The following is a 13723-nucleotide window of genomic DNA, read 5'->3' on the forward strand; positions in this document are numbered from 1 at the left end:
TCCGCCCGACGACCCGCCTCGACCGGGGCCCGCCGGGGGCCAGCGGCCGGAGCCTCAGCGGGCCGCGGCGACCAGCTCGGCGATCTGCACGGTGTTCAGTGCGGCGCCCTTGCGCAGGTTGTCGTTGGAGACGAAGAGCGCGAGCCCCCGGCCACCCGGGACGCCCTCGTCGGCACGGATGCGACCGACGTACGACGGGTCCTTGCCGGCGGCCTGCAACGGCGTGGGGATCTCGCTGAGCTCGACACCCGGAGCAGCCGCCAGCAGCTCGGTGGCGCGCTCGACGCCCAGCGGCGAGGCGAACTCGACGTTGAGGGCCAACGAGTGCCCGGTGAAGACCGGCACCCGCACGCAGATGCCCGAGACGGCCAGCTCGGGCAGCCCGAGGATCTTGCGCGACTCGTTGCGCAGCTTCTGCTCCTCGTCGGTCTCACCGAGACCGTCGTCGACCAGGTTGCCGGCGAAGGGCAGCACGTTGTGGGCGATGGTGCGCCGGTAGACGCCCGGCTCGCCGAAGTCGACGGCCTCGCCGTCGTAGGCCAGCTCGCGGGCCTTCTCGCCCGCCGCCTCGACCTGCCCGGCGAGCTCCTCGACGCCGGCGACGCCGGAGCCGGAGACGGCCTGGTAGGTCGACGCGATCAACCGCACCAGCCCGGCCTCGTCGTGCAGCGGCTTGAGCACCGGCATCGCGGCCATCGTGGTGCAGTTCGGGTTCGCGATGATGCCGCGACCGGCCTCGATCACGGCGGCGGCCGCCTCGGGGTTCACCTCGGCGACCACGAGCGGGATCTCGGGGTCCAAGCGGTAGGCGCTGGAGTTGTCGACCACGATGACGCCGGCCTCCACGAAGCGCGGCGCCAGCGCGCGCGACGCGGTGGCGCCCGCGGAGAAGAGCGCGATGTCGAGACCGGTGGGGTCGGCGGTCTCGGAGTCCTCGACCACGACCTCGGTGCCGGCGAAGTCGAGCACCTTGCCGGCCGAGCGGGCCGAGGCGAAGAAGCGGATCTCCTCGACCGGGAAGTCGCGCTCGGCCAGGATCTGGCGCATGGCGACGCCCACCTGGCCGGTGGCGCCGACCACGCCGATGCGCAGCCCGCTCATCGGCCGGTCCCGCCGTACACGACCGCCTCGACCTCGTCGGCGTCGAGGTCGAACGCCGTGTGGGTCGCGGCCACCGCGGCGTCGACGTCCTCGTCGGCGACCACCACGCTGATGCGGATCTCGGAGGTGGAGATCATGCCCAGGTTGACCCCGGCCTCGGCGATCGCCGAGAAGAACTTCGCCGTCACTCCCGGGTGGCTGCGCATGCCCGCGCCGATGAGCGAGACCTTGCCGACCTTGTCGTCGTAGAGCAGCGTCTCGAAGCCGATCTCCTCCTGCAGCCCCGCCAGCGTCGTCATGGCGGTCTGGCCGTCGGTGCGCGGCAGGGTGAAGGAGATGTCGGTCAGGTTGGTCGAGGCCGCCGACACGTTCTGGACGATCATGTCGAGGTTGATCTGGGCCTCGGCCAGCGCGGCGAAGATGCGTGCCGCCTCGCCGACCTTGTCGGGCACACCGGTGACGGTGATCTTGGCCTCGCTGCGGTCGTGCGCGACGCCGGCGATGATGGCTTGCTCCATGGTGCCCTCCTCGGGCGCGGGGTCCTCGATGCTGCCGGAGACGATGGTGCCGTCGAGCTGGCTGAACGAGGAACGGACGTGGATCGGGATGTCGAAGCGACGCGCGTACTCCACGCAGCGCAGGTGCAGGATCTTGGCCCCGCTGGCAGCCAGCTCGAGCATCTCCTCGTAGGTGACGCGGTCGAGCTTGCGGGCGCTGGGGACGATGCGCGGGTCGGCGGTGAAGACGCCGTCGACGTCGGTGTAGATCTCGCAGACGTCGGCCTCGAGGGCCGCCGCCAGCGCGACCGCGGTGGTGTCGGTGCCGCCGCGCCCCAGGGTGGTGATCTCCTTGGTGTCCTGGGAGACGCCCTGGAAGCCGGCGACGATGACGATGTGGCCCTCGTCGATGGCGGTGCGGATGCGGCCCGGGGTGACGTCGATGATCTTGGCCTTGCCGTGCACCGAGTCGGTGATCACGCCGGCCTGCGACCCGGTGAAGGAGCGGGCGCTGTAGCCGAGGTCGCTGATGGCCATCGCCACCAGCGCCATCGAGATCCGCTCCCCCGCGGTCAGCAGCATGTCGAGTTCGCGGGCCGGCGGCAGCGGGCTGACGGCCTGCGCCTTCTCGAGCAGGTCGTCGGTCGTGTCCCCCATCGCCGAGACGGCCACGACGACGTCGTTGCCGGCCTTCTTGGCCTCGACGATGCGGCGCGCGACCCGCTTGACCGCGGCGGCGTCAGCGACCGACGAACCGCCGTACTTCTGGACGACAATGCCCACGACAAAATTCCCGTTCCGGATGCGAGGGGCGTGGGCCGCGGGCCCACGATGACCGGGGTCGGAGTCTACCGGGGCCGCCAGGGGCCACCCGCCCCCATCTCACGGCACCGACGTCGTCGGCGCGAGCGCTCCTCGCCTCAGGGCCGGTCGGTGAGCAGCGCGTCGGCGGCCGCGACCTGGTCGGCGTCGAGGTCCACGTCGACGTCGAGGCGGTCGTGGGCCACCACCGAGAGCAGCGCGTTGAGCGCGGCGCCGGCGAGGTTGCCCCAGGAGGAGACGTAGGAGAACTGCCACCACCACAGCGCCTCGCCCACGTTGCCGTCACGGAAGTGGCGCAGCCCCGTGTCGAGGTCGGTCGCGATCGCCGCCAGGTCGTCGGAGAGCTGGCTCTCGACGACCTCGGGCACGTAGGGGTCGAAGACGAAGCTGTAGGTGTCGATGTTGTCGAGCATCAGCGCCAGGCGCATGCGCAGCTCGTCGAGGTCCGGCTCGGGGCCCACGTCGGGCTGGTAGCGCGAGTGCGGCGTGAAGTCCTGCTGGGCGCCCAGCCGGGCACCGGCGAGCAGCACCTGGCTGATCTCCAGGAGCAGCAGCGAGATCGCCCGGCCGCCGTCGGCCTCCTTGGCGATGGCGCGCAGCGCCAGCAGGAAGCTGGCCACCTGGTCGGCGATCTGCTGGGCGAACTCCTCGGTCTCGGCGTCGAGCGCCAGGGCCTCCACGAGGGCCTCGGCCAGGCCGCCCGGGGGCTCGCCGGCCCCGCCGTGCACGTCGTCGGTACCGCTGCTGGTGCTGGTCATTCCGCTGCCCGCCTTCCTGCGAACGCCCGTCCGAGGGTCACCTCGTCGGCGTACTCGAGGTCCCCACCCACCGGCAGTCCACTCGCCAACCGGGTCACGCGCAAGTCCATCACCTTCAGCATCCGGGTGAGGTAGGTCGCCGTGGCCTCGCCCTCGAGGTTGGGGTCGGTGGCCAGGATGACCTCGGTGACCACCCCGTCGGCCAACCGCGTCATCAGCTCGCGGATGCGCAGCTGGTCGGGGCCGATGCCGTCGATCGGGCTGATCGCGCCGCCCAGCACGTGGTAGCGGCCGCGGTACTCGCGGGTGCGCTCGATGGCGACGACGTCCTTGTACTCCTCGACCACGCACAGCACCGCCGGGTCCCGGCGCGGGTCACGACAGATCCGGCACTGCTCGTCCTCGGAGACGTTGAAGCACACCGAGCAGAACTTGACCTTGGCCTTGACCTCGAGCAGCACGTCGGCCAGGCGGCGTACGTCGACGGGGTCGGCCTGCAGCAGGTGGAACGCGATGCGCTGGGCACTCTTCGGCCCGACCCCGGGCAGGCGCCCGAGCTCGTCGATGAGGTCCTGGACGACGCCTTCGTACAAGGTCGCGCGCCCTAGAAGCCGAGCTGGCCGGGCAGGCCGCCCGGAGCGCCGCCGCCGGGCATCCCACCGCCGGCGAGCGGGCCGAGCGCCTCGCCGGCCATGGTGTCGGCCTGCGCCTTCGCGTCGCGGTAGGCCGCGACGATCATGTCGCCCAGGTCGCTGAGGTCGTCGGCGTCGCTGCCGTCGAAGCCGCCCGCCTTGATGTCGACGCCGACGAGCTCGCCGACCCCGTTGACCCGCACGGTCACGGCGCCGCCGGCGACGGTGCCCTCGACCTCTGCCTCGGCCAGACGCTCCTGGGCCTGCTGGAGCTGCTCCTGCATCTGCTGGGCCTGCTGCAGCAGCGCGTTCATGTCGAGGCCGCCGCCTGCGCCGCCGAGCGCCTCGAAGGGGTTCTGGCTCATGGGGTCACCTCTGGGTGTCGTGGATCTGGCTGTCGTGGGTCTGGGTCGTGGATTCGCGGTGGGTGGTGCGGGATGTGCCCAGTGTGTCGTGCGGTCGCTCACCCGGCGGGTGCTGGGCCGCTCACTGGTGACGGATCTCCTCGATGACGCGCGCCCCGAGCTCTCGCTCGAGCAGGGCGGCGCCGCCGAGCGTCTCGTCGTCCGCGTCGAGGTCGTCGGGGTGCGCGTCGGCATCGGCGGCCCGGAGGTCGTCGGAGCGTGCGATGTCGGCACCGCCGACGCGGGTCTGCTGGATGGCGCCGCGGGCGGCCGCGATCGAGCCCGGGCCGGCCTGCGGGCGCTGGGCCGGGGCCGTCGGGGCCGCGTCCGGCGGCGGGGTGCCCGGCTCGCCGGGGTCGTCGTCGGGCGGCGCCTCGTCGAGCCAGGCCGGCGGTCGCTCCTGGGCCGGCGCCGGGGTCTCGGGGACGGGCGGCTGCCCGAGCGGGCCGGGCTGCCCCTCGGGTGCGCCCTGCTGCTGGGGCTGCTGCGACCGCTGGGGCTGCTGGGGCTGCTGCGGCTGCTGCGGCTGCACCGGGGAGGCCGCGGGTTCGGCCGGCGGGGCGGCGGGCGCGGCCTGGCGCGTCACCACCGGCGCGGTGTCGGGCGAGGCGCCGGGGTCGACGATCGTCTCGATGCGCCAGTCGGAGCCGACCACGTCGATCGCGGCCTGGCGCACGATCTCGGCGCTGCCGTTGCCGTCGAAGGAGTCGCGAGCGCCCGCGTTGGCGAAACCGAGGGTGAGCGTCTTGGCGTCGACGGCCACCACCTGGGCGTTCTGCGTCAGGTGGATCCAGGTGACCCGGCGCCGAACCTTGGTGGCCTCGACGATGTCGGGCCACAGGCGGCGTACCTCGACCAGGCTGAGCGCGCCCGGCTCGGGCGTCGAGGCGGCGGCCTGCTGCGGGGGCGCCTGCTGCTGGGCCGGGGCCTGCTGGGCCGGGGCCTGCTGGGTCGGCGCAGGGGCCGACCGCGGGGGCGTCTCCTGCGGGGGCGTCTCTGGCGGCGATGACGGGTGGGCGGCAGGCTGGGGGTCGGGCTGGGCGGCCGGCTGGGAGGCGACCGGCGCGGGCGCCGGGACGGGTTCGGGCGCCGGCTCGGCGTGCGGGGCGGTGGCGGACGGCGCGACCGCCGCGCCGGCGGGGGCCTCGGCGACCTGGTCGGGTGCCCGGGTCGACGACGCCGGCGCCGGGCGGTCCTGCGCCGGGACCTGGGTCTGCGGACGCGCGGGCGCGCTGGCCGGCAGCCCCGAGACCGACATCCGCTTCTCGATGCGGTCGAGGCGGGCGGTCAGGCCGTCGGTGGAGTGGTCGGCGCCCGGCAGCAGCACCCGCGCACAGATCAGCTCGAGGAGCAGCCGGGGCGCCGTCGCCCCGCGCATCTCGGTCAGGCCGGCGGCCACGTGGTCGGCGGCCCTGGTCAGCTCGGCCGCGCCGAACCGGGCGGCCTGGGCCACCAGCCGCTCGCCGGCGTCCTCGCTGACGTCGATCAGCCCGGTGGCCGGGGCGTCGGGCACCGCGGCCACGATGACCAGGTCACGCAGCCGGCGCAGCAGGTCCTCGGTGAAGCGGCGCGGGTCCTGCCCGGTCTCGATGACCTTGTCGACCACCCCGAAGACGGCCGCGCCGTCACCGGCCGCGAAGGCGTCGACGACCTCGTCGAGCAGCGAGTCGGGGGTGTAGCCGAGCAGCCCGGTGGCCAGGGCGTGGGTCACGCCGTCGGCACCGGCGCCTCCGAGCAGCTGGTCGAGCACCGACAGGGAGTCGCGCGCGGAGCCCGCCCCGGCACGCACCACCAGCGGCAGCGCCGCCTGTTCGATCGGCACGCCCTCGAGCTCGCACAGCTCGGAGAGGTAGGACGACAGCAGGCGGGGCGGGATCAGCCGGAACGGGTAGTGGTGGGTGCGCGAGCGGATGGTCGGCAGCACCTTGTCGGGCTCGGTCGTGGCGAAGATGAAGCGCAGGTGGGGCGGGGGCTCCTCGACGAGCTTGAGCAGGGCGTTGAAGCCCTGCGTGGTCACCATGTGGGCCTCGTCGATGATGTAGACCTTGTAACGGCTGCGCACCGGCGCGAAGAACGCCTTCTCGCGCAGGTCGCGGGCGTCGTCGACGCCGCCGTGGCTGGCCGCGTCGATCTCGATCACGTCGATCGAGCCCGGGCCGCCCCGGGCCAGGTCGCGGCAGCTGTCGCACTCCCCGCAGGGGTCGGCGACCGGGGCCTGCTCGCAGTTCAGCGCCCGCGCGAGGATGCGCGCCGACGTGGTCTTGCCGCAGCCTCGCGGCCCGGAGAAGAGGTAGGCGTGGTTGACCCGGTTGTTGGCGAGCGCGGCACGCAGCGGCTCGGTGACGTGGTCCTGCCCGATGACCTCCGAGAACGTCTCGGGCCGGTAGCGGCGGTACAGGGCGAGGGGGGACTCCACACGACGACCCTAACCAGCAGGTCCGACAGTGGCCATCGCCAGGAGGGGACCTGGGGAGGACACCGCGCCGGCCACCCGCGTCCGGGCATGAAAAGGCCCCCCGCGCACCCGACAGAGCTCGCTGACCCTTGCTGCCTCTCGGCCCTGGGGGAGTTGGGCAAGATGCCGCCACACGGGGGGTTGGCCCGAGTGTAGGCGAGGGGGCCGGAGCCCTCCAACACGAGGTCGTCGCCGAGGTCGTCCCAGAGGTGGTCGCAGCGCCCGCACGCGTGCTGTCAGCGGGGGTGGCCCGGCGACAGCGGGTGGCCGGGGCGATTTCGCCGCCTCCCGGGGGCACCGGTACGCTCCTCGGCGGAGGATTCGCCTAGTGGCCTATGGCGCTCGCTTGGAAAGCGGGTTGGGTTAACGCCCTCAGGGGTTCGAATCCCCTATCCTCCGCCACTCGAACGGCGTCGGCCCCCGGGCCGGCGCCGTTCGCGCGTCTCGACCGGCCCGGACGGCCCGGACGGCCCGGCCCCGCGGAGCCAGCGGAGGTACGGGCCGGGTCAGCGCGAGATCTGGGCCGGGTCAGCGCGAGGTACGGGCCGGGTCGCGGCGGGCGAGGACGGGGCGCAGCACCAGCGCCAGCAGCAGCGCTCCCCCGCCCAGCACACCCCACCACACGGCGTCGTCGCGCACGCTCGCGAGCAGGTCGGGCTCGGGCACCGGGGCGGTGGCGGGCTCGGCGTCGGCGACCGACCGGGGGGCCTCGGGGGCGGGCGGGCCCAGGCCGCGGGCGAGGGCCTCGTCGGCGCGCACCACCCCGGCGCCGCGCGTCGGCGAGCGTACGTCGGCGCGACCGTCGGCCGCGGGCAGCAGCCGGTCGAGGACCTGCTCGGGGGTGTCGTCGGGGTAGGCCGACATCAGCAGGGCGACCACGCCGGTGACCTGCGCGGCCGCCCACGAGGTGGAGACCGAGTCGACGCCGCAGGTGCCGCCGTTGAGCCCCACCGACACCCCGCCGACGGTGGGGGCGGCGACGTCGATGGCGCTGCTGCGCAGCACCCCGGCGTCGGGGGCGTCCGGGGCGTCGCCGACGGCCGCGACCCCGAGCACGTGCTCGCCCCGGCCGTCGCCCGCCCCGGCGGGATGCACCTGCGAGGCGGCGTCCTCGCCGGGCGTGGCCACGGCCAGCTCGTCGGGCAGCGGGTCGGCCTCGTCGACCGGTCGGTCGCCCGACTCGGCGACCACGACGACGCCCGCGCGCCACAGCGCCTCGACCGCCGCGTCGATGCGCGGCTCGGGCGGGACGGCGACGGAGACGTTCACGACGTCCACGACGGGCCGAGCGCCGCCGACGCGACGCACCTGCGCCAGGACGTGCTCCAGGCCCTCGGCGACCCGCACCGCCAGCGGCCCCGCCTGGCCCTCCTGCGGGCTGAACGCGTCGAGCACCCGCACGTCGACCAGGCGCGCGCCCGGGGCCACGCCGACCGCGTCACCGTCGGGGCGCGGCGGCGCGGCGACCAGGCCGGCGACGACGGTGCCGTGCGGGTCGACCGGCTCGCCGTCCGGCCCGTACGACGCCACGCCGGGCGCCGCGGGCAGCCCCGCGCGTGGTGCGATGCCGGTGTCGACCACGGCGACGGTCACGCCCTCGCCGGGGAGCACGCCGCGGCGGCGCAGCACCTCGTGCGCCGCGGGCACCCCCATCGCCTCCAGCGCCCGGCTCGGGCCGGCGAACGGGCCCACCTCGGGGTCCTCGGCGGCCACCTCGGTGCAGGACCTGGTCTCGGGCGCGGCGCCACCGACCGCGGCGGCCGGTGCAGCAGCGCCTGCCGCCAGCGCGAGGAGGGTCAGCGCCCCCACCGCCGCCGAGGCCGCTGAGGCCGCCGCGGGCACCCTCCGGCCGGCCCGGCCGTTCACCCGCAGCCCTCGCCGGAGCCGGCGTCACGGTCGGGCGGGCAGAGCGCGGCCTCCTGGGACAGCGCGACACCGGTCTCGAAGAGCTCGAGCCAGGTGTCGGGCACCAGCACCGGGGCGTAGGAGCCGTAGCCCAGCAGGGTCGGCGTCTCGGCGCCGACCAGTGCGTTGGCGCGGCCCTTCTGGTCGACGGCCCAGCGGCTGTCGCTCTCGACGTCGTCCCACCCGCCGCTCATCACGTAGGCGCCCCCGCCGGGCTCGACCTCGACCTCGCGCCGGTCGTCGGCGAGGCCCTCGGCCGCGGCCTCGCCGACGGGGTCGACGGCGACCTGGGCCCGCGGCACCTCCCCCGCCGCGGTCTCCAGCAGGGCGCAGTGCTCGCCGGGCTCGTCGTCGAGCACGTCCTCGGGCCAGCGGTTGGCGGCGACCAGCGACGAGCCGTCGCTGCCGGAGGGCAGCTCGGCCAGCTCCTGCGGCAGCCGCCCACCCGGCAGCTCGGAGGCGGCGAGCACCTGCAGGGCGAACTCGTCGAGCAGCTCGGCGCCGTCGGTGGTGACCAGGTAGCCGCCCCCGCCGTCGTCGACCACGTAGTCGCCGACGCGCCCCTCGCCGCCGGGCAGCGGGTCGCCCAGGCCGGGCACGTCGAAGCTGCCGGCGTCGAGGTCGCCGCCACGGGGGAAGAGCGCCAGCCACTCGCCGGGCACCTTGACCGCCGAGTCGAGCAGCGGCAGGTCGAGCGCCGCCAGGAAGGCGTTGCGCTGCGAGCGACCGGGCATCGTGAGCGCGTAGCGGTAGGCCTCGGTCTCCTGGCCGGTCCGCTCGGCGGTGCCCACGACCCAGTACGCCGCGTCGCTGGGGCTGCGGGTCGCGACCTTGACCAGGAACGCGGTGCCGGGGGCGGCGCTGACCCCGGGGCTCTCGCCGAGCCACACCTTGACCCCCAGCCCGTCGCCGGTGCAGGCGCTCCAGCCGGTCTCGACCAGGGAGCCGGTGCCGGCGAGCCGGGCCGGGGCGTCGAGGATGCCGATGTCCTCGCCCAGCGGACGCGTCTCGATGGTCTCCTGGGAGACGATGCGCGGCTCGAGGCCCTCGGCTCCGAGGATCAGGTGGGCGGAGGTGATGTTGAGGACCGGGCGCAGGAGGGGGCCGTCGTCCCCGTCCCCGCTCCCGTCCTCGCCGTCCTGGCCGTCCTGGCCGTCCTGGCCGGCGGAGTCGTCGTCGAGGATGACGTACGCCGCCCCCTGCTCCTTGCTGATCACCAGACCCGGCTCGTCCCAGTCGGTGGGGGCGTTGTCGGTGAACACGCCCGTGATCGCCGCGCCGGCCACCAGCAGCACACCCAGCGCCACGCCGCCCACGATGGTCCGGCCGGGTCGCGCCGGCTCGACCTCGCGGCCGCCGGGGGCCCCGGAGACGAACGCCGTCACCAGGCGGCGCCTGCTGAAGGCGTGCGCCTCGACGAGGTCGCGCTTGGTGGCCACGCTCAGCCCGCGATCGCCGAGAACACGCCGGTGGCGAGCAGGGCCAGCGGCACCAGGGCCAGCAGGCACAGGCTCTCGGCGACGTCGCCCAGGCGTCCGCGGCGCACCGACGGCGGGCCGGGCAGCAGCGTGACGGCCAGCAGCACCGCCCCCGCGCTCGCGAGCACCAGCGCGGTCGTGGGTCGCCACTGCGGCTGCAACCACAGCAGCGCGACCGCGACCGAGGCGAGCCCGGCGATGCCGGCGACCAGGCCGACCAGGACCTCGCTCCCGGCGCGGTACTGGCGGGTGCGCAGCATCACCACGCCGCAGCAGACCAGCGCCAGCATGGTGCCGGAGAGACCGAGGTCGACGGCGACCGGGGCGACCAGCACCAGCAGCAGCCCGACGGTCGCGGTGATGGCCAGCAGGATCTCGTGGGCCAGCCGGGCCTCGCGGCCGACCTGGTCGGGGTCGACGTCGTCGGGGTCGGCGGTGATGTCGGCGGTGCTGTAGATCTGCTCCACCCGGGCCCCCGTCATCCCCAGCGCCAGCCACGGGAAGAGGCTGCCCATCAGCACGACGAGCACGAGCAGGGTCGCCAGCAGCACGCCCACGTCGACGCCGCCGCCGGCTCGCAGCACCAGCCCGACCACGCAGAACGCGGCGCCGACGACCACCGGGGGCAGCACCAGGGCGCGGCCGTCGCCGAGGCCGAGCAGCGCGACCAGCCCCGCCAGGACCGCACCGAGCCCCCCAGCGGCCACGGCCGCACCGGAGAGGTCGCCCGGCCCGGCGGTGCCCAGGGGCGCGCTGTCGAGGGCGAGCAGCAGCCCCGCGACAGCGGCGTACGCCGTGGCCATCCAGGCGACCGCGACGGCGGCCTCGGGCTCGCCCTGCGCCCGGGACAGCACCACCGAGCCCGCCACCAGCACCGCGGCGACGACGCCCGCCGCGCTGCCGGCCAGCACCGTGTCGCTCTGCACCAGCAGCGCGGCGGCGCCCATCGCCATCAGCAGCCCCGCCGCACCCAGCGCCGTGAGCCGCCCAGACGCCGGCGACCAGGGGCGCAGGTCGCGCTCGACGACGTCGGTCATCGCCTCGACCACGTCGTCGTAGACCCGGGGCGCCGGGTCGTCGACCCCCGCGGTGACGGCGAGCAGGGCGCCGTCCTCGACCCCCTGGACCACCAGTCCGGCGTCGGTGGCCAGGAGCCGACCCTCGGCCGTGCGCACCCGGTAGCCGCCGTGCACCGTCATCGGGTCGAGGAGCCCCACGCTGCGGGCCAGCTCGGGGACCATCTCGGCCAGCGGCACCGCGCCGGGCAGGACCAGGTCGACGCGGCGGCTGCCGGAGGCGACGGTCACGCGCACCAGGGCGGTGGCGCTCGCGGGCGCCGGGCTCATCTGGGGGCTCATCTCGTCTCCCTCACCGGGGGTGTCGACCGGACGGTGATGCTACTGCGCCACGGCGCCAGGGGGCCGGCACCTCGCGGTGCCGGCCCCCTGGTCGTGGGATCGTGCTCGGCGCTGGATCAGCCGTTGAACAGAGATGCGCCGCGCTGGTCGGCCGAGCGGTAGTCCTGGTTGGCCTGCGAGACCGCCAGGCTCGTCTTCTGCAGCAGGTCCTTCATCTCGAGGATCGCCTGGTCCCACTTGGCCTTGGCGACCGTGTAGGAGTCCTTGGCGTTGCCGACCCAGGCGCCCTTGAGCTCCTTGAGGTCGTCCTCGAGGCGGTTCATGCGGTCCTCGATCTGCTTGACCCCGGTGGCGAGGTCGCTCGCGCCGGTGTCGAGGCCGGCGTGGTTGACGCGGATGCCGTCGTTCATCATCGGTTGTTCTCCTGGTCCGTGGAAGGTGGGTCGAGGGGTGGCTCAGCCGTTGGGCAGCTGGCCCAGGCTGTTCTGCAGCGACGTCATGGCCGAGGACTGGGAGTCGTCGGTGGCCATGTTGTCCTTCTCGGTGGTGACCAGGTTCGACTCGAACTCGTTGAGGGCGCTGACGATCTTCTGCTGCTTCTCGCCCCAGGCCATCGCCAGCGTCTGGAAGGCCACCGACCCCTGCCCGCCCCACTGCGCGCGCATCGACTCGACGTTGCCCATCAGGTTCTTGCTGATGGCGTCGAACTCGCCGCGCGCCTGCGCGACCATGCCGGCCGCGCGGCTGAGGGTCTTCTCGCCCTGTCCGTACTCGTTGCTCATGTCCTGCTCCTCACCCCGCGCGGCGTCGCCGCTGCGGGAGTCTGCGTTGGGTGCGCTGGATGTTCGCTCAGCCTGCGGGCCGATACGTGTCTTCCTCGCGGACCCGGCATGGAGCTGTCGGGCAGTCCTCTACCCCCGTCTTTACCCTCTAAACGTCGGGGATGGTTTCCCACAGGCCGCGGAAGAAACCGGACGCCACGACCAGGGCGGCCAGGGCGAGCGCCGTGGACAGCCCCTCGGCCACCTCCGCCCGGCGCGCCCACCACGGCGAGCGCCAGCCGCGGCCGGTCGCCACGGCCACGACCACGACCAGCCCGGCGAGCACCACCGCGGCCAGGGCCAGCGCCATCCCCAGGGAGCCCTGGAGGGCCGGTGCGACGGACCAGCCCAACGCGGCCCAGCAGGTCAGCCCGGCGAGCCGCAGCAGCGCCCGGGCGGCGCGGTGCCGGTAGCTGCGCGCGGCCAGCAGCACGGCGGCCCCGGCGAAGAGCACCATCAGCCGGGCGCCCACGACGTCGACCTCGGCCTCGACGGAGCCGAGGAGACCGGTCGCGGCGACCGCGGCCACGACCAGCACGCCGGCACAGGCCGCCGTCACCGTCCGGGCGCCGGAGGCGGCCACGGCCGCCACGGCCTCGGGCGCGACCAGGGTGCGCCCTCGCCGCCCGGCAGGACGCTCGCGGGCCGACCAGGCGGTGACCGCCAACCGCTCGAGGTCGAGCAGAAGCTGGTCGGGCACGTCGACGGCCAGCCCCGGCACGAAGCGTGGTGCGAGCACGGCGAGGAGCAGCAGCAGGCCCCAGACCAGCGGGGTCGGGGCGCCGACGAGGGCACCGGCGACGGTGACCACGAAGACCCCCGCGCCGGTGACCACCCACACCCGCAGCGCCTCCTCCTGCGCGCGTGACAGGGCACGGCCCACGGCGGCGGCCAGGGCGGCGACCAGCGCGCTCACGCCCACGACGGTGGGTCGCAGCACCACCTCGGGCTGCCACACGACGGCGAAGGCGGCCGCGGCTGCGGCGGCCGGCGCCACCGGCAGGCGGTACGCCGCGAACCGCCCGACCGGCAGCACCGCCACGAGCGCGGCGAGCACGAGCACCCCGACGCTGGCCAGGTGCAGGCTGCCGTCGACGCGCGCGGCGCACCACCCGGCGAGGCCGGCCAGCCCCGCGGCCACCCCCACCCAGGCGCCGGCCCCGAGAGGCACGGTCGGGTCGGAGACGTCGGCGGTCGCGCCGGGGTCCTCGCCCGGCGCGCGCACGGGCGCCGCCGGTGGGTCGAGCGCCACCAGCAGCGCCCCGCTGCGCAGCCCCGTGCCCGCCAGCGGCGCGTCGGGGTCGAGGAGCCGGCCGTCGACGGTGCCCAGGGCGGGGACGCGGTGCAGGCCGGCCTGCGCGGCGTACTCGCGCGCGACGTCGGCGACCCCGGCCACCAGAGGGACGACCAGGTCGACCGCGCCGGCCGGCCCGTGCACCGTCAGCGCCACGCGCTGGGAGGCGTCCTCGCCGATCGACATGACCACCTCCGC

12 protein-coding genes, 1 tRNA gene and 1 other RNA gene are annotated in these 13723 nt (G+C 75.1%); 1 reads left to right on the forward strand and 13 read right to left on the reverse strand.

The window, feature by feature from the left end; all coding sequences use genetic code 11:
- Nucleotides 1–54: 54 nt before the first annotated feature.
- The 7 genes from JOE61_RS08780 to ffs all read right to left on the reverse strand — a co-directional run bounded on the left by JOE61_RS08780 (nucleotide 55) and on the right by ffs (nucleotide 6812).
- Complete coding sequence (locus JOE61_RS08780) at nucleotides 55–1101, reverse strand: aspartate-semialdehyde dehydrogenase (RefSeq protein ID WP_193669697.1); 1047 nt, start codon at nucleotides 1099–1101, stop codon at nucleotides 55–57.
- A complete protein-coding gene (locus JOE61_RS08785; RefSeq protein WP_193669698.1) occupies nucleotides 1098–2381 on the reverse strand; it encodes an aspartate kinase in 1284 nt (427 codons plus the stop codon). Before JOE61_RS08785 ends, JOE61_RS08780 begins: the two co-directional genes overlap by 4 nt.
- 137 nt (nucleotides 2382–2518) lie before the next feature.
- Nucleotides 2519–3178, reverse strand: a complete 660-nt coding sequence (locus tag JOE61_RS08790) for a DUF5063 domain-containing protein (protein ID WP_193669699.1) — start codon at nucleotides 3176–3178, stop codon at nucleotides 2519–2521.
- Nucleotides 3175–3771 (reverse strand): recombination mediator RecR, encoded by a 597-nt coding sequence (recR, locus tag JOE61_RS08795; RefSeq protein ID WP_193669700.1) that lies wholly within the window; start codon nucleotides 3769–3771, stop codon nucleotides 3175–3177. The genes JOE61_RS08790 and recR overlap by 4 nt, the downstream gene beginning before the upstream one ends.
- An 11-nt stretch (nucleotides 3772–3782) precedes the next feature.
- Nucleotides 3783–4175: a YbaB/EbfC family nucleoid-associated protein gene (locus JOE61_RS08800; RefSeq protein WP_193669701.1), complete on the reverse strand. Its 393-nt coding sequence runs from the start codon at nucleotides 4173–4175 to the stop codon at nucleotides 3783–3785.
- Nucleotides 4176–4296: 121 nt separating this feature from the next.
- Nucleotides 4297–6630: a DNA polymerase III subunit gamma and tau gene (locus JOE61_RS08805; RefSeq protein ID WP_193669702.1), complete on the reverse strand. Its 2334-nt coding sequence runs from the start codon at nucleotides 6628–6630 to the stop codon at nucleotides 4297–4299.
- Nucleotides 6631–6721: 91 nt separating this feature from the next.
- Nucleotides 6722–6812: signal recognition particle sRNA small type (gene ffs, locus JOE61_RS08810), an RNA gene on the reverse strand.
- Nucleotides 6813–6983: 171 nt separating this feature from the next.
- Between ffs and JOE61_RS08815 the strand changes: the two genes are divergently transcribed.
- A tRNA-Ser gene (locus tag JOE61_RS08815) sits at nucleotides 6984–7071 on the forward strand.
- 126 nt (nucleotides 7072–7197) lie between these two features.
- Here the strand turns inward: JOE61_RS08815 and JOE61_RS08820 are convergent.
- The 6 genes from JOE61_RS08820 to JOE61_RS08845 form a co-directional block, all read right to left on the reverse strand.
- Complete coding sequence (locus JOE61_RS08820) at nucleotides 7198–8535, reverse strand: S8 family serine peptidase (RefSeq protein WP_193669703.1); 1338 nt, start codon at nucleotides 8533–8535, stop codon at nucleotides 7198–7200.
- On the reverse strand, nucleotides 8532–10013 hold the full coding sequence (locus tag JOE61_RS08825; protein WP_193669704.1) for a type VII secretion protein EccB: 1482 nt from the start codon (nucleotides 10011–10013) through the stop codon (nucleotides 8532–8534). The genes JOE61_RS08820 and JOE61_RS08825 overlap by 4 nt, the downstream gene beginning before the upstream one ends.
- A gap of 2 nt (nucleotides 10014–10015) precedes the next feature.
- Nucleotides 10016–11410 (reverse strand): type VII secretion integral membrane protein EccD, encoded by a 1395-nt coding sequence (gene eccD, locus JOE61_RS08830; protein ID WP_227491950.1) that lies wholly within the window; start codon nucleotides 11408–11410, stop codon nucleotides 10016–10018.
- 116 nt (nucleotides 11411–11526) lie between these two features.
- Nucleotides 11527–11820 carry a WXG100 family type VII secretion target gene (locus JOE61_RS08835; protein ID WP_194624580.1) on the reverse strand — a complete coding sequence of 98 codons (294 nt, stop codon included), beginning with the start codon at nucleotides 11818–11820 and terminating at the stop codon, nucleotides 11527–11529.
- Between the two features lie 45 nt (nucleotides 11821–11865).
- On the reverse strand, nucleotides 11866–12192 hold the full coding sequence (locus tag JOE61_RS08840) for a WXG100 family type VII secretion target (RefSeq protein WP_193669706.1): 327 nt from the start codon (nucleotides 12190–12192) through the stop codon (nucleotides 11866–11868).
- A 148-nt stretch (nucleotides 12193–12340) separates the two neighbouring features.
- Nucleotides 12341–13711, reverse strand: coding sequence for a ubiquitin family protein (locus JOE61_RS08845; protein ID WP_193669707.1), 1371 nt, complete (start codon nucleotides 13709–13711; stop codon nucleotides 12341–12343).
- Nucleotides 13712–13723: the final 12 nt, after the last annotated feature.

This window comes from Nocardioides salarius, assembly GCF_016907435.1.
GTDB lineage: Bacteria > Actinomycetota > Actinomycetes > Propionibacteriales > Nocardioidaceae > Nocardioides > Nocardioides salarius.

Excerpts from the sequence above, each read along its gene's own strand:
- JOE61_RS08780 (WP_193669697.1), bottom strand. The coding sequence starts at position 1,101 with ATGAGCGGGCTGCGCATCGGCGTGGTCGGCGCCACCGGCCAGGTGGGC.
- JOE61_RS08790 (WP_193669699.1), bottom strand. The coding sequence starts at position 3,178 with ATGACCAGCACCAGCAGCGGTACCGACGACGTGCACGGCGGGGCCGGC.
- JOE61_RS08800 (WP_193669701.1), bottom strand. The coding sequence starts at position 4,175 with ATGAGCCAGAACCCCTTCGAGGCGCTCGGCGGCGCAGGCGGCGGCCTC.
- eccD (WP_227491950.1), bottom strand. The coding sequence starts at position 11,410 with ATGAGCCCCCAGATGAGCCCGGCGCCCGCGAGCGCCACCGCCCTGGTG.
- JOE61_RS08835 (WP_194624580.1), bottom strand. The coding sequence starts at position 11,820 with ATGAACGACGGCATCCGCGTCAACCACGCCGGCCTCGACACCGGCGCG.
- JOE61_RS08840 (WP_193669706.1), bottom strand. The coding sequence starts at position 12,192 with ATGAGCAACGAGTACGGACAGGGCGAGAAGACCCTCAGCCGCGCGGCC.
- JOE61_RS08845 (WP_193669707.1), bottom strand. The coding sequence starts at position 13,711 with ATGTCGATCGGCGAGGACGCCTCCCAGCGCGTGGCGCTGACGGTGCAC.